The organism is Meiothermus taiwanensis WR-220 (genome assembly GCF_003568585.1).
Lineage (GTDB): Bacteria > Deinococcota > Deinococci > Deinococcales > Thermaceae > Meiothermus > Meiothermus taiwanensis.
This window is the reverse complement of record NZ_CP021130.1, coordinates 1,293,758-1,315,635: the sequence shown is the minus strand read 5'-3', so window position 1 is coordinate 1,315,635 and position 21,878 is coordinate 1,293,758. Positions and strand designations below refer to the sequence as shown.

Here is a 21,878-nt window from a genome sequence, read left to right as displayed (position 1 = left end):
GGGTTGGTTCAGCACCGGAAGGCGCCGAACCAACCCAATCTGGTATAAAGATCCAAGCGGAACCGGTAGCACAACCCAAACCACCGGCGGGCTCGAGGACACCCAGCCCGCCTTAGAAGCCGAGACCTAAGCGTAAGGCAAAGCGGCCCGTGGGGTTGCGCTGGCTAAAGCCGTAGTCGAGGCGAATGGGCGGCAGAATGGCCCCCAGCAGGTCGAGGTTGAGCTGCAGACCCACACCAGCCCCCAGGAAGAAAGCATCCAAATCGCCCGAAGCAGGCCATAGGCGGCCAAAATCCGCAAACACAAAGCCGTAGAGGTTGGTTCCGCCGGTGGGACTCAGTCCAAAGTCGTAGCCGTACTCAATCGAGCCGTTCAACACGGTGGTGCCTTTATCCAGGAAGCGGGGGTCGTAACCGCGCAGGGTTGTGATGTCGGTGCTGTTACCCCCGAGGCTAAACTTTTGGCTGTCCTGCGCCGTGCCCAGAATGGTGCCTACAGAAACCCGCAAACCCAGGGCCTGGCGGGCCGCCTGGTCTAGCTGGAAATAGGTTCTTCCACTGACCACCACCGGAACGTACTGCGTCGCCTCGCCGCCTTTAGGGAAGGTGATGCCGTAGCCCGTGCTGAGGTTGATCGAGAAGCCCTGGGTGGGGAAGGTAGGGCTGTTGAGGGTGGAGTAGGTCGCGCCCAGGTTCAGGGTAATAGCCTGAAACTCCCGCACACTCTGTTCAAATCTGTTCTGGGCATCCTGCAGCAAAGCCTCGCTGCAGGCAGTATCCTCAGCCACCGATGGGTTGGCCATGTTGCTCGAGTCCGAGACCTTCACCAAACAGCGGGGCCGGTTGGGGTCGCCGACCTCCAGAAAGGGAATGCTCCATTCCCAGCCGAGCCCTGCCGAAACCCGCAGGTTGGGTAGGTCGCTGCTCAGGGGACGTGAGATGGTGAAGCTAATGCCGGTTTTGCGTTCGGTGTACTGCCACTTTGAGGTTCTATCGTTATCGTCGATGATCCCGTCACCATTGAGGTCAGGGGTATTCCCGTTGTAAAGCTGCTCGAGGGGAAAGCCAATGTTGGCTTGCGGCTGGCTGTAGATGCTCACCCCAAAAGAGGTGCGCACCTGCTTGAAGTCGGCAAAGTCGATGTAGATCCAGGGAATGCGGTAAGAGGCACTGAAGGTTAGAAACTGGCCGGCGTCGTTGGGGTTAACACCCAGGGTTACGTTGTACTGGTGGGCCAGCCCCCACAGGTTGGTATCGCTGATGCTAATGCTGCCTTCCCAGCCGGTCAGGCTGCTCCAGGAAATTCCAGGTACAAAGCTGCCGGTCTGGGCTTCGCGGAAGCTCAGCACCAGGATCACATCCTCGGGTTTTTCACCCTGCTGGGGGCGTACCCCCGGCGGCTCACGCAGCAAACCGGTGCGCAAGACATTGGTAATACCCTGGCGCAAAGCGCTCACCGAAAACAGGCTGCCCACCGGAGGCATCTCACGCAAAAACACGCTGGGGTCGGTGCGGGTCAGGGCCGGCTCGATACGGTAGCCCGCGATTCGTAGCTCACGCAGCCGCTGCACATAGACCCCCTCGCGGAAGCTAATCTCGGGCTGGGCAACGAGGTCGTAGCCAAGGTCGCGGTATTCCCGCAGAATACGGGCGAAATCCTCATTGGCAAGGGTCGGGTTGTACTCGTCTCCGGGCTTAAGACGCATTTTCGACAGCAGCTGTTGTGTGGGGATGGCGGTGTTGCCTTCTATGCGCACCTCACGAATTGCCCCATAGCGCTGCTCGCCGGCTTGAAAAGTCAGGCGCACCCCCTCCTGGCTTATCCGCTCAGGCCTTAGATCCACCACACGCCCAAGGCTACGGGATAGAGCATTAACCCCGTCCAGTATGCGGTCGAGGTTGAACGGGTCGCCCACTTTAAGGTTCAGGGAGCTGATATCCACCCCTCGAGCGCTGATCTCAACAATCTTCAACTCACTAAAAGCCACCTTGAGCACGCCGTCCACCAGGCTGGTAGCGGCCAGGTTGACTCCGCTGCCCCTAAAGCCGGCCGCCGCGTATACATCGGCCGTACGCCCTACTGCATCGCGGAAGCGTTCGAAGGAGAAGCGCCCGTTTTCGATAACCGGCTGAAAGATCGGCTCGAGGCGTTCCTTGGGAACATAGGTGGCAGCCCCCACCTCCACCGACTTGAGTTCGGGGCTTTCATCCACATTGAAAAAAAGCTCCACGCCCCCGGCCACCTCCTTGGCCTCGGGCACAATCCTGGGTTCAAACGGGAAGCCCTCGCTGCGGTAGATCCTAGCCAAGGCCTGGGCCGCCTCGCTGGCTTTTTTGGGGTTGAAAACCGAGCCCACCCCGATGGCCTGTTCGGTCTCCAAGTAGCGCAGCACATTGGCCTCGGGGAAAGCCTTGGCTGAGGTAGCCACCTTGGTGATGCTGGGGTTGGTTACCACTTCAACCACCAGCTTGCTGCCTTCCAGTCGAATTTTTACATCCCGGAAATAGCCGGTATCCAGTACGGCTGCACGGGCCTGCTCGAGGTCACCCGGTTCATCACCCACCCCAAAAGGCAGCGCAATACGTACCAGAGCAACCAGCACGGCATCGGTACCCCGCACTTCCACTTCCTGAATAGGGGCCGCCCAGGCCGCGCCCAGCAAAAGCAAAACGGCGAACAGTCGCTTCATGCTGCCAAACATATGCGAAGCGGGTGAAGTGTGAGTGAGAGAGCTTTCAATACACCCACATCCCACTGTTTCGCTTTTTAGAAGCGGAAAGTAAAGCCCACACCAAACTTAATACCATCGTTGCGGTAACCATCCCCCACCCCCGTGGCCAGGTCAATGGTGAGGTCGGCCCCAAGGGGGCGGATTGTCCAGCCAAATGAAATTTCCGGCCTGGGCTGGGGGAAGAGCTCGGTGCTGAAGCGCAGACGATAGTCGCCTTGCAGGTATTCGGCAAAAATAGTCTGGTAGCCCCGTAGGTCCACCGAGTAGGCAAAAAACAGCTCAGGAGACAGGTAGCGCCCGACGGTGAAGCGGGTCTCCTCGATGGTGCCGCCGTTCAGGGCGGGGATTTCCACCCGCACCTGATCCAGCCCCAAAGCCTTGGCTAGCTCGCGCTCGAGCTGCCCTACAATAAAGTTCTGTATCGCGGCCTGAAGGCCGGTCTGGGCAATATCGCTGGGCAGGGCCGATAGGTCGGAACGGCCTAGCAGCAGCAGGGTGTAGATTTCGGCTTCACTGTATGGCTGGCCGTCGGCCTTGCGGGCTGTTTCGTTGTTGTAGATAGCCTCAAAAGTTGGGGTCAAACTAACTTTGATACGCCCATTTTGCCGCAGAAATTCCCCCTTGAGGGTCAGGTTGATCTGAATCCGGCGGTTGTCCTGGGCGCGATCCTGCACCTGCGTATCGGCCACGATCTGCAGCTCGGGCAGAATACCGGCGGCCGGGCTAAACCGGGCGTAACTGCGCTGCTCGGCGGAGCGATCCCGGATGGTGAAGTCGCGGTCCCACAGCCGGAAGTTCCCCCGCAAAGGCACCACCTCCCCCGATAGGTAGGGATTGGTGATTTCACCGTTGAGGAACACCTCCCCAGCAAGCTCGCCCTGGGCCAGCGACTCCTGGATGATAATGCCCCGGTCGGCCTTGAACTGAACGTTGGCGAACTCCACAGGGATCGCACTGGACGAGCGGGCCGAGCCGGCTTCGGGTGGGGCGTTAATGGTTACCTCGCGCTGGCCCGCGGGCAGCCCCAGCCGGGCGCGGATCACATTGGTAGCCCCCTGCACAATGTAGGTTCCACGCTGATAACGCAAAATTAAGTTGGTCTCGAGCAGGCCATCCAGCAAAAAGTACTGCGGGTAACTGACCGGCACCTGTCCCTGCAGGGTCAGGATGAGCTGGGGGAAAAGCGTACCATACAAGCGGGCATCCTGTTTTTGCAAACGGGCATCCACCGTGTAGGCCGGGTAATTAAAGCTCAAGTCAAAGGGCTCATCGGGGCTCAGAAGCGGCAGGTTAACCAGGCCCGTAGCCCGCACCGTAAAGTTGCTAAGGTCGCCCTCACCAGAAAGCTGGGCCTCGGCGGGGTAGGGAGCGGTCAGTTTGATACGACCCTCTGCGCTGGTGGTGTTACCGACGCGCAGCACCGCACGGGGGGTCTCGGCCCGCACCGGGCCCAGTTTGAAGCCAAAGTTTTCCAACGTAAGGTCAAACGCTTCGCCATTCGAAACCAAGCGCAGCGTACCGCTGCCCTCGGGGGCCAGCGGCTTGAGGTTGGGTATAACCTGCAAAACCGGCGTAAAACTGGTGTTCTCCAGGCTGAGACGCAGGTTGCTGCCCCGCCGGCCATAGTACCCCGACCCCGTCCAGGTTCCCTTGCCCGAAAGGTTCAACTGATCTATGTACAGCCGCTCCTGCTCAAATCGCAACGCAGCCACACCCACCAGGGTGTCGCCCCCACCTTGGAAGCGCAGGTATTCCCCTACCCAGATGCCCTTGGAGGCCCAGGGGTCGCGGATGTTATAGCTGAAACTGGTGCGCCCCGTCCAAAAAGCCTGGCCGGCCAGTTCACCAGCCCAGGTTGAGAAAAGCCAGTGCAAGGGGAAGGCGGCCGCCACGGCCTCTCCGCTCAGGATGCCGTTTTCCAGGCGAATCCTGGCCGTAGTGCGGTTGGAACCCAGGTTGCCGTTCTGCGCCAAACCACCCGATGGATCGGCCTTCTCGAAGTCAATTTCGGCCTGCAATAGGCCATTGGTAATCGCGCCCTTGGCTTCCATAGCCAGCACCAGCTCGTCACCCTTAACCTTGAGCCCTGGGCTGCTTAAGCTGAACCTGACCTGGCCCTGGTCATATACCAGCGAGCCGGTTGTTCGACCCGCCAGAAAGGGCAGGCGGCTGGCGAACTGGGGAACCTCTTCAATAGCCAGATCCCTGAAGCCAACCCGCGCCTGCAGGCCGCTGGGGGCCAGGCTTCCCCGAATCTCGAGGACACCCACGTCGCCATCCAGGCTACCGGTGGCGCTGAGGGTATCCTGACCATCCACCCGCAGCCGCAGGCGGCTGGAAAGGGGCTCGAGGGGCAGATCGAGCTGTAAACGCCCCTGCCATCTGCCCGGGCCAGGGTATCTTATCTGCCCTTCAATCCAAGGCCCCTTTGCAGTAAGGGTGGCCTCGAGCAGGCGCCCCTCGGCCTCGATCTGCTGCTTTTGCTCGGGGTCGCGGTACAGCAGCTTCCAGCCACCGTCGAGGCCAATCTGCCCGGTTAGAGCGCCGCTTTTCCAGGGAAGCCACTCGGTGGTGGGGTGCACCACCCGCACGCTGGCCTGCGGCCCGGTGCCCTCGAGGCTCAGATCCAGCCCATAGACGCTAAGCTCGAGCCCACCGCTGAGCTGCCCCTGTTGGAAAACCAGCTCACCCGTTCCCAGCTCCGGCGCCGAGAGGCTCACTGCCAAAGTCTGTAAGTTCAGGGCTGCCACCAGGCGCCCCCCGGCCAAGGGATAGACCGCCTCGAGCCCGGGCCCCCGGCCCCGCACCTCGAGGTTGCGCACCCCTAATTCACCTGTGGCGCTGCGCTCGGAGAGATTAATCATCAGGCTGCTGGCTGGAAGCCTCTCGCGGTCGGGGGCTACCTGCAACATGGGGTAGCGCAGGCGCAAGGCCAGGCCCAGGACATCACCCTCTACCACGGGAATCCCGCTGCCGGAGAGCTCGAGGCTCCCCTCGCGAAACTTCAGGCGCCCCGACCAACCCCCCTGGTAGCTGAGAGAGCCCTCCAGGTCACCCTGCAGGCTCGCTTGCAGGCGGCTTTGCTGCCAGCTTGCCTGTAAAGCCCCTGTGCGGCCAAATCCAGTCCAGTCCAGGCTGCTTTCTAAAGCATTCCATGGCCCGGCGATGCGCCCGCTCAGGCGCAGGCCGCTCAGGTTGTAGTCCTGCAGGCGGGCCTCGAGCCGTTCGGGGGTGAGGCTGGCTTCCAGCCCCGGTGCGCTAAGGCGGAGCACAGTCTCCTGCCCAGCTAGGCTGAGGCTTTGCCCAGCAATCTGATAGCGGCCCTCCACCCACGGCCCGGGGTAGGTGCCCCGGGCCTCGAGGGTGCCCAGGCCGCGCGGCAGGGCCCCCACATACGACCAGTTAACCTGCAAAGGGCTCAGCCGCAAGCGCCCGCTGAGGGGGGCCAGCCCGTCCAGACCGCGCAGGTCGATCTCGTTGCCCTGGGCCAGAAGCTGCACCGCCCCCCATTCCGGCACCTGTACCTGTCCGTTGCCCCGCAAGGCCAGGGGAGCCGCGTCCAGTTCAAACCGCCCCTCCAGGCTCACCGGGGTGCTCTGGGCTGGGAAGGGGCCTTTGAGGCTGGCCTCGAGCGTCCAGCGGGTGGGCTCTTTCCAGCCCTCGCGCAGACGTCCGTTCAGACTCCCCTGCCAGCCCTCGCGGCCCTCGAGCGCCACCCGGCCCTCGTCCAGGCTGGCCTGCCCCACCAGCCGTCCACCGGGCAGGGGAAGATCGAGCCGCAACAAACCGCTGGGTGCATTCCCCGCCCAGCGGGCCGTGCCGGTGGCGTATGGACCATCGAGCTGCAACTGCACCTGCCGGTCGTAGCGCAGGTCAAAACGCTGCTCCTGGTAGCGGCCCCGAAGCTGTACCTGCAGCCCCGCCGGGAAGGCTGTTCCGCTGGCCTCGAGGCCCGAGCCGCTCAGGGTGAAGGGCAGGCGCAGGCTCTCCCAAGGCCCCTCGCCCTGGGTCTGGAGGCGGATGGGCAGGCCCACGAAGGGCTCGAGGTCGCTGTCCGCCTGGAGGCTCAGCACGCCCCCGGCCAGCCGGGCCGAGAGCCCCGCCCCTTCGGCCTGGGCCCATAGCGCAGCCGGCAGGCCGTTGATCATCCCGGCTGTGCCCGAGGGGGCCTCCGAACCGTACCCGAAGCGCAGCGCCACCACCGCGCCGCGCCCCGTCAGGCTGCCCTCACCTTGCAGCAGCGGCTGCCACAAGGTTCCACCCAGGGTTCCACGGGCTTTTAGGGTGCTGGGGCCCAGGCTGCGGGTATAGCCGACCTGGCCGCCGAGTTCACCCTGTCGGTTGGTGCGGGCTTCCACATAAACCCCATAAGCCGTTCCGCGGGCCCACAACTCCCTGCCCCGGCCCAGCAGCTCGAGCGAGATCTGCTCGCCCTGGGCCCGCATCTGCCCGGAGAAGGCCTCGCCGGTAAGAGCCATACCGCCCGAGAGGGCCAAAATGCGTCCCCCGATCTCAAGGTTCCCCTGCCCCGCCAGGCGCACCTCCTGGAGATTGGCCGCCTGGCCCTGGGCTTCGACCCGCAGGGGGGCCGCCCAGGCCAACGTCCAGCGGGCACCTTCCCCACTAAGCTGCAGCGGGCCGCTTTGCCGCAGGTATTGCAGGCTGGAGAACCACCCACTGGCCTGGTAGCGACTCCCTGCACTCGAGAGCTCCAGGCGGGCCTGGGCGTAGGGGCTTTCGAGCTGCACCTGCGCCAGCCCCCGGTTTTGCTGGAGGGCGTAGCGGCCCTGGGCCTGTAGCTTGAGGGCCGGGGCCTGGGCCTCCAGGGTGAACTCCGGGTGCAGGCGCGGCCCGCTAATCTGGGCCTCCGCCCAAATCCCTTCCACCTGGTAGGCCAGGCGGCCCTTGAGCTCTTCGCCCAGCTCGAGCCGGCCCTCCAGGTTACCGAGCCCGATGACCTGGGGATTCTGGCCGGGCTCGAGCTCCACCAAAGCCCCCACCCCGTAAGCCGGAAGGAAAGCTGAAAGGGAGCGGTCTTTGTAATCGAGTACCACCTGCTGGCCGTACACCTGCAAGGCCCCTGCCAGCTCACCCTTTGGGGCAGCGCCAGAGGATAAAACCTCCGCCAGGTCGAGGCGGCCCCGCAGCCGGCCCTGCACCTCGGCCTGGAAGAGGCGGGCCAGGGGGGTGGTCTCGAGGTCGAAGACCACCTGCTTTTGGGCCAGCTGCACCCGCCCTTCCGGCAGCTCGAGGGCGACCCGCAGCCGTTCCAGGTCGGCCCCTTCGGCCTGCAGGGTGGCGCTTAGGGGAAGGCCGGCATAGTCCGTACGCAGACTGCCCCGTACCGAGAGGCCCTGGCCTTCCAGGCCACCCTGCAACACCCCCTGTCGCTCCAGCAGCCGGTAGGGCCAGCTGACCCGGCCCGCATACGCAAAGCCCCTGCCCTCGAGTTCCAGCGGCCCCTCCAGCTTCCAGGTCTGGGCCAGCACGTCCGCGCTCAGGCGCCAGTTCTGCGGCTCCAGGTAGGGCAGGCTGTAGCGCCCCTGGCCCCAGGCCTCGAGGTTGTTCCAGGGCCCCGAGACCTCTACCGTGCCGCTCACATAGGGCAGGCGCAGGCTCCCGCGCAAGGCGATGGCCTCGCTGCTAACCGTGCCGCGCACCGTACCGTAGGGGCTCTGGGCCTCGAGGTTGGCCGGCCCCAAGAGGCTCGAGCCGCTTAGCTGGGCCTGCCCGTAGGGGGTGCTCAGGCTCAGGCGGCCCCCGCGTTCCGACCAGTTGCCCCGCAGGGTTCCGGGCAGCCCCCAGCGGGTGAGGTCGTAGTCGCTGGCGATGACCCGCAGGCGCAGCCCGTCCAGCGGTTTTCCAGCCACCCACCGATAATCTCCGGCAATGCTTAGGCGGCTGTTCTGGAACAGGCCGGCAAAACTAAGGTTGGTGCTGCGGCCCCTGAACTCCAGCGCCCCCTCCAGCCGGGGCACCTGCAAGCGCCCCTGGTAGGCCAGCCCAAAGAGGTCGGCCTGCCCCTGGAGCTCACCCGCATACCCCGCGTAGCTCAGGCGGCCCCGCACCGCCAGGTTGCGCCAGGCTCCTGCTCCACTCACGGCTCCATAGGGGGTTCGCAACTCCAGGCGGCCGCGCTCGAGGTTGCCCCGGGCCTCCAGGCGGCCGGCCTGGCGGTTCACCAAAAGCGGCAGGGTGCCCTCGAAGGGAAAACCGGCCTGCAGCGCCACCCGCCCCCCCGGCCAGCGCACCTCGGTGCGGCTCACCTCGAGGGGCACCGCGGGCACCTCCACAAACCCCGATAAGGGCAGGGTCAGGCGACCCCTGAGCGCGGTGCTGGGCCAGATGGGGCCGGCGAGCTGGGCATAGCCATCGGCGGTGGCCCACAGCACCGGGCCGCGCCCCTCCAGCCGCCCGCTCAACCATGGGGTGTCGAAGCGCACCTGCCCTTTGTAGAGCGAGCCTTGCAGACCCAGGTCGGCCTCGAGGCGGATCTGCGAACCGAGCTCGAGCGGCCCCCGCAGCAGCAGCCCCTCGGGGCCGTTGGCGGTGATGCGGAGGGTATCGAGCTGGGCTTGGAGCCCGGTGCTGTCGGCGGTTCCGCGCAAAGGCAGCACCCGCCAGGGGGTGCGCACCTCGCCTTGGTAGCGGGTGGCCAGATCATAGAGTTCTCCGTCTATGCCCACCCGCTCACTTTGTAGGTTCCAGTTGCCCGAGAGCCTGCCCTCCGCGTAGCGTACATTGCCGGAAAGTTCAAAGGCCTCGAGTATTTGCAGCGGCAGGTCGCGTACGTCCAGGGTAAACACCCCATTGCGATATACCCCGCTGGCCCAGCGGTTGGAGAGCCGCCAGGTCTGGCCGTCCTGCTGCACTGCGATGGGAAAGCGGGTGTAGGGTGAGTCGTAGTTAAAGTTGCCGCTAAAACGCCCGGCCTCGAGGGCGGCCCGGCCCGTGAGCCGACCCACCACGAGCTCGAGGCCCGAAAGCTGCATCTGCAGGTTGTCCCAGGTGCCGCCCAAGGTCACCGGCCCCAGCCGGCCCGCTACGCTCGCCCCCTGGCCCTGCAAGCTGCCCGAGAGGCTAAAGGGCCTGGCGGCAGGCAGGCCCACGTTCTCCGACTGCACGCTCAGGTTCCAGCGCGGCCCGCGGCTCTCAAAGCGCAGCCCGGCCTCTCCCAGCAGAGGGCGCGGCCAGACCAGGGTGCCCTGGGCCTGGGTGTTGGGGCCCTTGCCGGTCAGGCGCAGGTTGCTCTGAAAGGAGTCGCGCAGGCGGACGGTGTACTCGTCGGTGTTGCGCAGGGCCACCGTGGCCTGAAAGGTGCGGTCGAACAGTGCCCCATCCACCACCGCGTCGAGCTGGAACTTTTTATCGAAGGCCAGCCGGCCCTCGTAGGTCAGGGGCTCGCCCAGCAGGCGGCCTTCGCCGCTGTAGCGTCCATCTATCACGATGTTCTGCCAGCCCCGGCCCAAAAGCACCAGAGGGCCGCCCCCGCTCACCGGCAGCCGCAGGCCGAAGTGGGCGGCCAGGGCGGGTAGGGTGGGGTTGCCCTCGACCCGGAAGCGGTACTCCTGGCCCCGCAAATCCACCGTGGCCGAACCCTTGAGGGGGCCGTCCAGGCCGCGCCCGACCAGGTTGGCAGTCACCATCTGTCCGTCGAAATCCACCGCACCGAAGATGTCCGTAAGGGTGAAACCCACGATTTTGACGGTGGCGTTTTTGATCTGGTTCTTGCCCAGGATACCGTTCTTGACCCTGGGGCCAATCGTCCAGGTGCCCTCGAGCTCCCCCGACTCGAAGCCATCGAACCAGTAGCGGGCCGCCCGCAGCTCGCCCCTGGCCTCGATCTGCCAGGCCTCAAACTCGCGCCCGGTGCGGCGAACCGTGGCCCAGAGCCTGCCGTCGGGCAGCGCCACCGCCACCTGATAGGGGCCGCTGCCGCGGATGGTGGCCTGCAGGGTGGGCAAAAAAAACTTCCGGCTTTGCTCAATCTGCACGCTCACACGGTTCAGCACCAGCTCATCTACCCGCAGCTGAAAGGGCGCGGGGCCCCCGGCTGGCGTTGCTCGGGGATGATGGCCTCCCAGCGCAAGAACACCTCGCCCTCCTCGGCCAGAATGCGCAGGGGCAGTTCGCGCCGTTGCAGGCTCAGCAGGTTGTAGCCGATGCGCAGCCGCTGGGCCTCGAGCCGCAGCCCGTTGCCTTCCAGCTCCACCCCCCGCAGCTCGAGCCCCCCCAGCAGATACCCCCCCACCGCCTGCCACCGACCGGTGAAATTGGCCGCTTTGAGGCCTTCCTGCAGGACGTAGCTGATGAGCGGGGGAAAGGCCGGGAGCCCCACCAGAAGGAGGAGCAGAATTGCCGGAACCCAGCGCCAAAACCGCACCCATATAGTCTAGCCCAGAACTCTGAGGGGAATCTAGGAAAAAAACCCATCCAGAGCCAATCAAATCTGACTTTTACTCAAAGGAACTTGATCCGAGTCCAAAATAGCCGACCCCGGTTAAGATCTTGTATCAGCATTGCGAAACGGCCCCTTTGTGAAGGGGCATCAACACTTCGGGGGCGCAAGCGGGCTTTGTACCGTCCGAAGGGTTTGATACAACAAAGGCCTCTAGCCAGGCTGTTGTAGATTGAGGGCGTGTTTAGAATTACGGTACTGGTCAGCGGGCGGGTGCAGGGCGTTGGATACCGTTACTTCACCCGGAAAAAAGCCCTCGAGCTCGGCCTTTCCGGCTATGCCGAAAACCTATCGGACGGTCGGGTGGAGGTGGTGGCGGAAGGGGAAAAAACCGATCTGGAGCTCCTGATCCACCACCTGCGCCAGGGGCCCCGGGGGGCTTTGGTCGAGCAGATCGACGTACAATGGAGCAAGGCCGCCGGCCTCCAGGGGTTTCAAATCTTCTGACCGCAAGATCAGTCGGTGGAAGCCGGGGCAGCAACCTGGGGTTCGGCTGGGATATAAGCCCAGGCCGCCGGACGCACCCCCTGCGCCAGCAAGGCCCCGGCCACGGCCTGCTTCAGCTCGCTCAGGCCCTGCCCCCGCACCGCCGAAACCGGGAAACCACCCAGCCGCTCCTTGAGGAACTCGAGGTCGTAGCCGCCCGCAACATCGGCCTTGGAGAGCACCAGCACCCGCGGCGACTCCACGCCCAGCTCGGCCAGCAGGTCTTCCACCACCTGATAGCGCTCCAGCGCCCCTTCCTGCGAGGCATCCAGTACGTGCAAAAGCACATCGGCGTCGCGCAACTCCTCCAGGGTGGAGCGGAAGGCCTCCAGCAAGTCGCCCGGCATGTGCCGAATAAAGCCCACCGTATCGGTGAACAGCACCTCACCTATGCCGGCCAGAAAACCCCGGCGGGTGAGCGGGCGCAGGGTGGCGAACAGCTTGTTCTCCCCTTCATCGCCTTTTTTAGCCAGGGCCTGCATCAGGGTGGTCTTGCCGGCGTTGGTGTAGCCCACCACCCCCACGATGGGCAGGCCCGATTTGTCGCGCTGGCGGCGGGTTTCCTGGCGCCGCCCGGCAATTTCTTGTAGCTTGCGGGTGAGCTCGGCGATGCGGTCTTGCAGGCGGCGGCGGTCCACCTCGAGCTTGGTCTCCCCCGGCCCCCGGGTGCCAATGCCACCCCCCAGGCGCGACAAGTCCTTGCCTTTCCCCACCAGCCGGGGCAGCAGGTATTTGAGCTGGGCCAGCTCGACCTGCACCTTGGCCTCGGGGGTGCGGGCGTGCTGGGCAAAGATGTCCAGGATAAGCTGGGTGCGATCCAGCACCTTGAGGCCGGTGATGGCCTCGAGCTCCCTGGCCTGGGCCGCACTCAGGTCGATGCCGAAGATGAGGGTGCCGGCGTTCTGGTGGTAGGCGTGGGAGACCAGCTCCTCCACCTTACCGCGCCCCACCGCATAGCGCGGGTCGAGGCTGGGGCGGAAGACCAGCTCCTTGTGGGCCACCACCGCCCCCGCGGTGCGGGCCAGCTCGGCCAGCTCGGCCAGATCCACCTCGGCCTGCACCCCCTCGCCCCGGTCGATCCCTACCAGCACCGCCCGCTCCCCCGAGCCGTCGCGCAGATCCAGGCCGCGGGCCTGGCGCGAGAGCTCCTCTTCCAGCGCCGCCACAGAAGCAGCCAGATCCCACTCGAGGTACTCGTGGTAGGGCTTGGAGGGGAAGATCCGCCAGTCTTCTTCCTCGGCCTTGGGCGGTGAGAGCTGGGCCAGATGCAGCCGGCCGGGGTGGCCCTGCTCCACCTCGAGGGCCGCCATGGCATCCAGGCGGTGCAGGAAGAGCACCGAGAGATCCGGGCGCGAAAGCCCCCCCGGGCCCAGGTGGGTGTGCAGGATGCGATACCCGGAGAGCCGGGTCTCCACCAGGGCCCTCTCGGGCACCGGCAGCTCTTTGGCATCCCCCACCGCCACCCGCATCACCCGCCCGCCCCGGTCGAAGAGCAGGCTGATGGGCTTCTCGAGCTCCCCCGACAATGCCGCCAGGGTACGGGCCAGCTCAGCGGTAAGCAGCCGGTTGGCCCCCACGCGGCGGTTGTACAGGTTGGCAAGGCGCTTCTTTTCGCTGGGCTTCAGACCGTTGGTGCGACCGAAGATTTTCTCCACTAATTGATCACCTAAGCTGAGCCAAAAGACAAACCCGCTCCTTCCACCTTTCGGGCTTCAAGGAGCGCGGTACGCAGTCTCAACTTGCCAAGAGTATAGCACCTGTTTTGTCAGGAAAAGATGATAAAGGTTACAGCAGTAGGGCTTCCTGGGCTTTTATTTATCATTCACCTTCCTGATAGGCTGGCGCTGTGGGAAGACCCAGGGCTGTTTTCTTCGACTTAGACGATACCGTACTGGCCCCACGGGCCACCAACCCCTGGGCCGCCTTCAAGCAAGACCACCAGCTTCCGGCTCATCTGCTCATCCTGGACGGCATCGCGCTGCGCCCACCCCACGAGCAGGCCAAACTGCACCAGTGGCTGCTGGCCTACGAACAGGCCCTGGCGGCCAGTTCAGAGGTGCGTGAAGGTATGCGGGAGTTGCTCGAGGCGCTGGCCGCCTTGGGACTACCCACTGCCCTGCTCACCAACAACCACCGGGCCGCCACCGAGCTGGCCTTGCAAAAGCACGGCCTGGCCTTTACCCTGGTGCTCACCCGCGAGGATGCCGCGCCCAAACCCAGCCCGGCCCTTTTAGAGCGGGCCCTGGAGCATTTTGGCTTGCAACCCCACGAAGCCCTGTACATCGGGGACTCGGAGGGCGATTGGCAAGCAGCGCAGGCCATCGGCCTGCCGGTGTGGTTTCTAGCCACGCCGCACAACCAGACCTTACAACCCCGCTTCGAGCGTCCCGCGCATCTGTTGCGCTCGCTTATGCAAAATTGGGGGTAAAATTCAGGCATGCGCGTGTGGTGGGCCTTGTTGTTTGTGGCGGTGGGACTGTTGTTTTTTAGCCCCAAAGCCTCGCCCGGTACCTTGCAAAAGGCCGACTGGATTGTGGTGCTGGGGGCCGCACAGTACAACGGCGAGCCCTCGGCAATTTTCCGCAACCGCCTCGAGGCTGCCCTGCACCTCTACCGCCAAGGCTATGCCCCCCGCATCGCCGTGACCGGAGGCCGTGCGCCCGGCGACCGCTACAGCGAGGGCGGGGTGGGCTGTTCGTATCTGGAAACCAGGGGGGTTCCGCCCACGGCCCTCTACTGCGAGCAGGAAAGCCGGCGCACCGTTGAAAACCTCACCAACATTGCCCCGGTGGTCGGCAAATCCCAGGTCATTATCGTCACCGACGAGCCACACCTACCCCGCGCCCTCATCCTGGCTGAACAGCTCGGCCTTCAGGCCACAGGGTTTGCCGTACACGGAAACTTTAAGGAATCCTACCGGTATCGGGAAAGCTTGCTGGCCCTCTTAGCCCGGCTGGGGATACGCTGAGCCGACCTTTGGGCTCGAGGCTCTGCCGGTCAATGGAAGCCCCTGACACAAAACACTCAGCCGACTAGGGCTATTTTTTATTTTTGATATTTCTGAGTCCATTGTTAGCAGAGGTTGAAAATGCCCAACACGGTTGAGAGAACAGTCTCTACGGTAGCAATGGGCAAGATCTGGTGGGCGGCGCTGCTGGGGGGTGGACTGGCGGCTGGGGGAAATCTGCTGGTTTTTGCTATCGCAAATGTTCTGGGAGCAAACCTGCAAGTTCCGTCTGCGCCGGGTTCAACTACCCTTGTCCCACTCACGGCTGGACAGGTGATTTGGGCGAGCCTGATTCCAGCACTGTTTGCAGGGGGCTTGCTGGCAATTTTAGGCCGCTTTGCGCGCAATCCCTGGCCGGTGTTTTTGGGTATTTCGGGCGTGTTTCTCCTGCTTTCCTTCGGCGGACCACTCAACATACCGGCCGACACCACCACCAAGCTGGTGCTGAACCTGATGCACGTGGTCGCAGCGGTGGCGATTGTGGGAGCGCTCTGGAGGTTTACCCGGGTACCCTGAGGTAACCCCGGGCCTCAGCGTTTGAAGCGATCCAGCGAGGCCAGGTAGCCCTCGAGCAGGGCGCGAAACTGGCTTACAAACAGGTCGCGCTCATTGCGCACCTGTTCAATGTCGTTTTTGATCCGCTTCATCTGCTCGATGAGCTCCTGTAGCGCAGCCTGGCGCTCGGACTCGGTCTCCCGCCGGATGAGCTCAGCCTCGCGCTCGGCCTGGGCCTTGATCTCACGGGCAATGCGCTCAGCAGCCACCACGGCCCGTTTGAGCTCGGCCTCGCCCTCTTTGGCCTTGGCCAGTTGGGCCTCGAGCTCACGAATATGACTGCGCAAGCGCTCGTTTTCTTCGATGAGGGCGCTCTGGGCATCGGCCACCCGGCCCAGGTACTCCCGCACCTCGGCCACCAAATAGCCGCGCAAGCCCTGGCGAAACTCCTGGTAGCGGATGTCCAGGGGGGTTAGGTCGCTGCGTTCGCTGCGTAACTCACCGGTTATACGATCTTCCACGGCCTTAGACTACTACACCCACCACCCGTCAGGCTTCGGGTATTTCCACAAGGCGTGGGCCAGCCCCTGGCTTTTCGTAATCGAAACTTTATATTTCGTTTATCTTTCGTTACGTAAGTAAAATCTTGACAAACGAAAGTCTGGGGCATACAATGCCCTCGACCTCAGAGTTAACGGTCATGGCCAAGAAAGGGGCTTTAGCGGTGTAGCCTCGGTTTTTGGCAGGGAGGTGTCTGGCATGAAAAAGGTGTGGTTGGCAGCTTTGTTGGTTTTGGGGATGGGCCTGGCGCTGGCCCAGCAGGTGCGGATCGTGGTAATCTCCCACGGTCAGGCTTCGGATCCGTTCTGGTCGGTGGTGAAAAACGGGGTGGACGCCGCCGCCAAGGAAACCGGGGCTCGGGTGGAGTACCGGGCACCCGAGACCTTCGACATGGTGCGCATGGCCCAGCTCATTGACGCGGCGGTGGCCTCGAGGCCCAACGGCATTGTGGTCTCGATTCCCGATGGCAAGGCCCTCGAGCGCTCCATCCGGGCAGCGGTGCGGGCCGGCATCCCGGTAATCTCGATGAACTCCGGCTCCGACGTGGCCGAAAGCCTGGGGGTGCTGGTTCACGTGGGCCAGACCGAGTACGAAGCGGGATTGGGCGCTGGTAGGCGCATGAAGGCTGCCGGGGTTAAGAACGCCATCTGCATCAACCAGGAAGTGGGAAACGTGGCCCTCGACCTGCGTTGCAAGGGTTTCTTCGATGGACTGGGCATTAAGGCCAACGTGATTCCGGTCAAGATCGGCGACCCCACCGGCATCCGCAACGCCGTAGCCGCCGCCTTACAGAGAGACCCCACCATCGATGGGGTGCTGACCCTGGGCCCCACGGCCGCCGAGCCGGTGCTGCAAGCCCTGGAGGGCAAAAAAGTCACCTTCGGCACCTTCGACCTTTCGCCGGCGGTACTGACCGCGCTCAGCCAGAAAAAGATGGCCTTCGCCATTGACCAGCAGCAGTGGCTCCAGGGCTACCTGCCCATCATCATCCTCAACAACTACATCAAGTACGGTCTGCTGCCGGCCAACCCGGTCATCCTGACCGGCCCCGGCTTTGTCACCCCGGAGAACGCGGCCCAGGTAATTGAGCTTTCCAAGAAGGGCATCCGCTAAGCGCTTCGAGAAAGCGAAGACTGGCTTGGCTTGGGGGCTCCCTGGGGGGTATATCGGGGAGCCCCCGTGCTCCGGAGGAAACATGACAGCGCAGTCACGCGACGAACGGTTACAACCCATTGGCCTCTGGCAACGGCTGCTGTTGCGGCCCGAGCTGGGCTCGATTGCCGGGTTGATTGTGGTTTTCACGTTTTTTGCCCTGATGGCCGGCAGCAGTGGCTTTCTAACCTGGGCCGGAACCCGCAATTACCTCGAGGTCGCCGCCCAGCTCGGCATCCTGGCCTCGGCGGTGGCCTTGCTGATGATCGCCGGGGAGTTCGACCTCTCGGTGAGCTCGATGATCGGGGTGGCGGCCGTCAGCATGGCCTTGCTGGCCCACCCCGACTACGGCAACCTGCCCCTGGGGCTGGCCATCCTGCTCACCCTGGGCCTGGCCCTTTCGGTGGGCTACCTCAACGGCTACCTGGTGCTGCGCACGGGCCTGCCCAGCTTTATCGTGACCCTGGCCATGATGTTTATCCTGGCCGGGGCCAACATCGGGTTTACCAAACTCATCACCAAGCTCACCATCGTTTCGGGCCTAAACGAGAAAATCGCCCAAGATCCCATCGCCCATCTGTTTACCGGCACGCTATTGGGCCTGCCGGCGGCGGTCTGGTGGTGGCTGGGGGTGACGGGGGTGCTCAGCTTTGTGCTGTTACGAACCCCCTTTGGCAACTGGATTTTTGGGGCGGGTGGCGACGCCAACGCCGCCCGTAACGTGGGGGTGCCGGTGCGGCGGGTCAAGATCACCCTCTTCATGCTGACCGCGGCCGCCGCCACCCTGCTGGCCACCATTCAGGTGATGGGGCTGGGTTCGGCCAACGTGCTGCAGGGCCAGGGGAAGGAGCTCGAGGCCATCGCCGCAGCGGTGATCGGCGGCTGCCTGCTCACCGGGGGGTATGGCTCGGTGATCGGGGCCGGCATCGGGGCCTTGATTCTGGCCATCGTGCAGCAGGGCATCATCTACACCAACATCGACCTGGACTGGTTCAAGGTGATGGTGGGGGGGATGATTCTGGGCGCGGTGATCCTCAACAACCACCTGCGCAAGCTCTCCATGCAGGTACGGAGGTAGAGCATGACCCCCCTCATCGAACTGCGCAAGGTAAGCAAGTACTTTGGGCCGGTGGTCTCGCTCAAAGACATTGACATGAAGGTCTACGCCGGCGAGGTGCACTGCCTGCTGGGCGACAACGGCGCGGGCAAGAGCACCCTGATTAAGGCCCTTTCCGGGGTGCACCAGCCCTCGGAGGGCCAGATTTACATGGAAGGACAGCCGGTGGTCTTCAAATCGCCCCGCGATGCTCTGGACAGGGGCATCGCCACGGTCTATCAAGACCTGGCCATGCTACCCCTGATGAGCATCAGCCGGAACTTCTTTTTGGGCCGGGAGCCCAGGCGCAAGGTGGGGCCCTTTAGTATCTACGACGCGGCTTTTGCCGCTCGGGTGGCCCGCGAGGAGATGAAGAAGATCGGGATTGACATTCGCGACCCCGACCAGCCCGTGGGCACCCTTTCGGGCGGGGAGCGGCAGTCGGTGGCCATTGCCCGGGCCGTCTACTTTGGGGCCAAGGTGCTGATTCTGGACGAGCCCACCTCGGCCCTGGGGGTCAAGGAGTCGGCGGTGGTGCTCAAGTACATCGTGCAGGCCAAGCTGCGCGGCCTGGGGGTGATTTTCATCACCCACAACGTACACCACGCCTGGGCGGTGGGCGACACCTTCACCGTGCTCAACCGGGGCAGAAGCTACGGCACCTTCAGCAAAAATGAGGTGAGCCGGGAACAGCTTTTGCAGATGATGGCCGGCGGGGAGGAGCTCGAGGCCTTGGCGGTGGAGCTGGACCTGATTGCCAAAAAAGACCCCAGCGCTGCCGCCGCCGCTGAACACCAGGCCGCAGAGGAGCTACACAAACCCAGCTAGAACTTGGGCTATACACAGCCAGAGCTTCACAAGAGTCCTTTTGCAACCTTTGGTAATGTGGAACTTTACTAATAGAACCTGGGTTATCGCCCTAGAAGTGAGGTTTAGAAGGCGTGAAACGACTTAACGTAGCCATGATTGGGGCGGGTCGCATGGGGCAGGCCCATGCCCGGGTGCTGGCCGGCCTCTGGCACTGCCGGGTGGTCTGGGTGGTGGATGCGGCGGAGGCTCGAGCCAGCGCGGTGGCCGCCGATCTGGGGGCCAAAGCCGGCGTTCGTCTGGAAGAGGCCCTGCAGGATGCCTCGGTGGATGCGGTGATCATCACCACGCCCACCCCCACCCACGCCGAGGTGGTGGAGGCCGCAGCCCGGGCCGGAAAGGCGATATTCGTGGAGAAGCCCATCGCCGAGAGCCTCGAGGCCGGAAGACGGGTGGTGCAGGCCATCGAAAAGCACGGCGTGCCGTGCCAGGTAGGCTTCCAGCGCCGCTACGACCCGGCCTACCAGCGGGCCAGGGCGCTGATCGAGCAGGGAGCCCTGGGCCGCCTGGAGGGCATCCGGCTGGTGGGGCGCGACCCCCACCCACCCAGCCTGGAGTTTCTCAAGAGCAGTGGGGGCCTGCTGGTGGATATGGGCATCCACGACCTGGACTCGGCCCGGTTTTTGCTGGGCGAGGTGCTCGAGGTCTCGGCCATCGGGGGCACCCTCGCCGAGCCGGGCTTGCGGGAATATGGCCTCTTCGACACCGCGGTGGCTACCCTGCGCTTTGAGAACGGGGCGGTGGGGACGCTCGAGGTGGCCCTGCGCACCGCCTACGGCTACGACATCCGCTGCGAGGTGCTGGGGGAAAAGGGCCGCATCCACATCGAGTACGACCGCAAACCCCAGCTCACCCTCTACGACGCGCAAGGGGGCCATTTTGAGCGCCCGCGCAACTTCGAGCAGCGTTTCGCCGAGGCCTACCGGGCCGAGCTGGAGGCCTTCGCCCAGAATCTACAGACCGGCCAGCCCCTGCAGCCCGATGCCCGCGAGGCCTGGTACTCGCTGCGCCTGGCCCTGGCCGCCCAGCAAGCCCTGGAGACGGGGCGTACGGTACAGGTGGCCGCCCTTGGTTCTTTGGAGTGAAGAATGCGGAACCCTGCCCATGAAAATGTTTGAGGTTAGAGCCCTAGAAGGAGGTAGCGATTGAAATCCCAACGTCTTACCGTAGCCCAGGCCCTGGTTCAGTTCCTCGCCGCGCAACACACCGAGCGGGACGGCAAAGAGCAGCGGCTTATCCGAGGGGTCTGGGCTATCTTCGGGCATGGCAACGTCTCCGGGCTGGGGCAGGCCCTGGAAGAGTACGGTGACCAGGTCGGCCTACCCACCTACCACCCGCAGAACGAACAGGCCATGGTGCACGCCGCCATCGCCTATGCCAAACACACCCGCCGCTTGAGTACCTTTGCCTGCACCGCCTCGGTGGGGCCGGGCTCCACCAATATGCTGACCGCAGCGGCCACCGCCACCGTAAACCGCCTGCCGGTGCTGCTCCTGCCCTCCGACTACTTTGCCAACCGCCTGCCCGACCCGGTGTTGCAGCAGCTCGAGCACCCCACCGAGCACGACGTCAGCGTCAACGATGCCTTCCGGCCCCTGAGCCGCTTTTTCACCCGCATCACCAGGCCCTCCCAGCTGCTCTCGGCCCTGCCCGAGGCCATGCGGGTGCTCACCGACCCCGCCGAGACCGGGGCCGTTACAATTTGCCTGCCCGAGGACGTGCAGACCGAGGCCTACGACTGGCCCGCGTCTTTCTTCGCCCCCAGGGTCTGGCGCATCCGCCGACCCGCCCCCGAGCCGGAGCTGGTAGCCCAGGCCGCCGAGCTCATCCGGCGAGCCCAGCGCCCGCTGATCGTGACCGGCGGGGGCACGCTCTATGCCGAAGCCCAGGAGGCGCTTGCGGCCTTTGCCCAGCGCTTTGGCATCCCGGTGGCCGAGTCGCAGGGCGGCAAGGGAGCCCTGCCCTGGAACCACCCCATGTGCGTGGGGCCGGTGGGCGCCAACGGCGGAACCGCGGCCAACCGCCTGGCCCGCGAGGCCGATCTGGTTATCGCTATCGGTACGCGGCTGGGCGATTTTGTGACCGCTTCCAAAACCGCCTTCCAGCACCCAGAGGTCAGGTTTATCGGGGTGAACGTGCTGCCCTTCGATGCGGCCAAACTTAGCGGCCTTGCCCTGGTGGCCGATGCCCGGCGGGCCCTGGAGGCCCTCGAGGCGGCCCTGGCCGGCTTTGCTGGCACCCAGGCCGCCTACCGCTCAGAGGTGGCCCAGCTCAAGCAGGAGTGGGACGCACTGGTGCAGCACTACCGCACGCCCAGGCCCGAAAAAGCACAGATGGCCCAGGCCGAGGTGATTGGTCTGGTCAACGAGGTGTTCGGCCCCCAGGCCACGGTCATCTGCGCGGCGGGAAGCCTGCCGGGCGACCTGCTCAAGCTGTGGCGCTGCGAGGATTCCAGGGCGTATCACCTCGAGTACGGCTTCTCCTGCATGGGCTACGAGATTCCCGCCGGGCTGGGGGTGGCCCTGGCCGAGCCGGGGCGCGAGGTGGTGGTCTTTGTGGGGGACGGCAGCTACCTGATGATGAACTCGGAGATTGTCACCGCGGTGGCCGAGGGGCTCGAGTTCACGGTCGTTCTGGTAGACAACAAGGGCTTTGGTTCCATCCGCGGCCTGCAGCTCTCGGTGGGCTCCCCCTCCTTCAACAACGAGCTGCGGCGGCGCGACGCCCGGACAGGCCGCACCGACGGGGCGGTGCTCGAGCTGGACTTTGCCGCCCACGCGCGGGCCATGGGGGCGCGGGTGTGGAACCCCCAGAACTACCAGGCGCTGGAAGAGGCCCTGCGGGAGGCCCGCACAGCCCGGGGGGTGCGGGTAATCGTGGTGCCGGTGAGCCTGGAGGATCGGGTTCCCAGCTTCGAGGGCTGGTGGGACGTGCCGGTGGCCGAGGTCTCGAACCAGCCCGAGGTGCAGAAGGCCCGCCAGGCCTACGAGGCCCACCTGAAGAAACAACGTCACTTTTGAAAGGA

General features: G+C 64.5%; 14 protein-coding genes. 9 read left to right on the top strand and 5 right to left on the bottom strand.

Annotated features, from left to right (window positions below; translation table 11 throughout):
* Positions 1-112: 112 nt before the first annotated feature.
* From MTAI_RS06480 to MTAI_RS15270, 3 genes are all read right to left on the bottom strand, one after another.
* Positions 113-2,689: a BamA/OMP85 family outer membrane protein gene (locus MTAI_RS06480; protein WP_027886706.1), complete on the bottom strand. Its 2,577-nt coding sequence runs from the start codon at positions 2,687-2,689 to the stop codon at positions 113-115.
* Between the two features lie 77 nt (positions 2,690-2,766).
* Positions 2,767-10,743 (bottom strand): translocation/assembly module TamB domain-containing protein, encoded by a 7,977-nt coding sequence (locus tag MTAI_RS06475; protein WP_245453146.1) that lies wholly within the window; start codon positions 10,741-10,743, stop codon positions 2,767-2,769.
* Between the two features lie 8 nt (positions 10,744-10,751).
* Positions 10,752-11,114 (bottom strand): hypothetical protein, encoded by a 363-nt coding sequence (locus MTAI_RS15270; RefSeq protein ID WP_245453138.1) that lies wholly within the window; start codon positions 11,112-11,114, stop codon positions 10,752-10,754.
* A gap of 255 nt (positions 11,115-11,369) precedes the next feature.
* Between MTAI_RS15270 and MTAI_RS06470 the strand changes: the two genes are divergently transcribed.
* A complete protein-coding gene (locus MTAI_RS06470) occupies positions 11,370-11,636 on the top strand; it encodes an acylphosphatase (RefSeq protein ID WP_027886708.1) in 267 nt (88 codons plus the stop codon).
* Between the two features lie 8 nt (positions 11,637-11,644).
* Here the strand turns inward: MTAI_RS06470 and hflX are convergent, their stop codons facing one another.
* On the bottom strand, positions 11,645-13,330 hold the full coding sequence (hflX, locus tag MTAI_RS06465; protein ID WP_027886709.1) for a GTPase HflX: 1,686 nt from the start codon (positions 13,328-13,330) through the stop codon (positions 11,645-11,647).
* Between the two features lie 191 nt (positions 13,331-13,521).
* Here hflX and MTAI_RS06460 point away from each other — a divergent pair, with 191 nt between their 5' ends.
* The 3 genes from MTAI_RS06460 (at position 13,522) to MTAI_RS06450 (ending at position 15,198) form a co-directional block, all read left to right on the top strand.
* Positions 13,522-14,103 carry an HAD family hydrolase gene (locus tag MTAI_RS06460; protein WP_027886710.1) on the top strand — a complete coding sequence of 194 codons (582 nt, stop codon included), beginning with the start codon at positions 13,522-13,524 and terminating at the stop codon, positions 14,101-14,103.
* 9 nt (positions 14,104-14,112) lie between these two features.
* The gene (locus MTAI_RS06455) at positions 14,113-14,643 is read left to right on the top strand and encodes a YdcF family protein (protein WP_027886711.1); all 531 of its coding nucleotides are present in this window, start codon (positions 14,113-14,115) and stop codon (positions 14,641-14,643) included.
* A gap of 159 nt (positions 14,644-14,802) precedes the next feature.
* Positions 14,803-15,198 (top strand): DUF6069 family protein, encoded by a 396-nt coding sequence (locus MTAI_RS06450; protein WP_051349786.1) that lies wholly within the window; start codon positions 14,803-14,805, stop codon positions 15,196-15,198.
* 14 nt (positions 15,199-15,212) lie between these two features.
* Here MTAI_RS06450 and MTAI_RS06445 read toward each other — a convergent pair whose 3' ends face one another.
* Positions 15,213-15,698 (bottom strand): DivIVA domain-containing protein, encoded by a 486-nt coding sequence (locus MTAI_RS06445; protein ID WP_043982460.1) that lies wholly within the window; start codon positions 15,696-15,698, stop codon positions 15,213-15,215.
* Between the two features lie 238 nt (positions 15,699-15,936).
* On the opposite strand from MTAI_RS06445, the gene MTAI_RS06440 reads away from it, so the two are divergent.
* From MTAI_RS06440 to iolD, 5 genes are all read left to right on the top strand, one after another.
* Entirely contained in the window at positions 15,937-16,851 is a 915-nt protein-coding gene (locus MTAI_RS06440) for a sugar ABC transporter substrate-binding protein (protein ID WP_027886713.1), read from the top strand.
* A gap of 82 nt (positions 16,852-16,933) precedes the next feature.
* Positions 16,934-17,968 (top strand): ABC transporter permease, encoded by a 1,035-nt coding sequence (locus MTAI_RS06435; protein ID WP_043982463.1) that lies wholly within the window; start codon positions 16,934-16,936, stop codon positions 17,966-17,968.
* A 3-nt stretch (positions 17,969-17,971) separates the two neighbouring features.
* Positions 17,972-18,814, top strand: coding sequence for an ATP-binding cassette domain-containing protein (locus tag MTAI_RS06430; protein ID WP_043982465.1), 843 nt, complete (start codon positions 17,972-17,974; stop codon positions 18,812-18,814).
* Between the two features lie 113 nt (positions 18,815-18,927).
* On the top strand, positions 18,928-19,938 hold the full coding sequence (gene iolG / locus MTAI_RS06425) for an inositol 2-dehydrogenase (protein WP_119361771.1): 1,011 nt from the start codon (positions 18,928-18,930) through the stop codon (positions 19,936-19,938).
* A gap of 60 nt (positions 19,939-19,998) precedes the next feature.
* Positions 19,999-21,873, top strand: a complete 1,875-nt coding sequence (iolD, locus tag MTAI_RS06420) for a 3D-(3,5/4)-trihydroxycyclohexane-1,2-dione acylhydrolase (decyclizing) (RefSeq protein ID WP_027886717.1) — start codon at positions 19,999-20,001, stop codon at positions 21,871-21,873.
* Positions 21,874-21,878 lie beyond the last annotated feature (5 nt).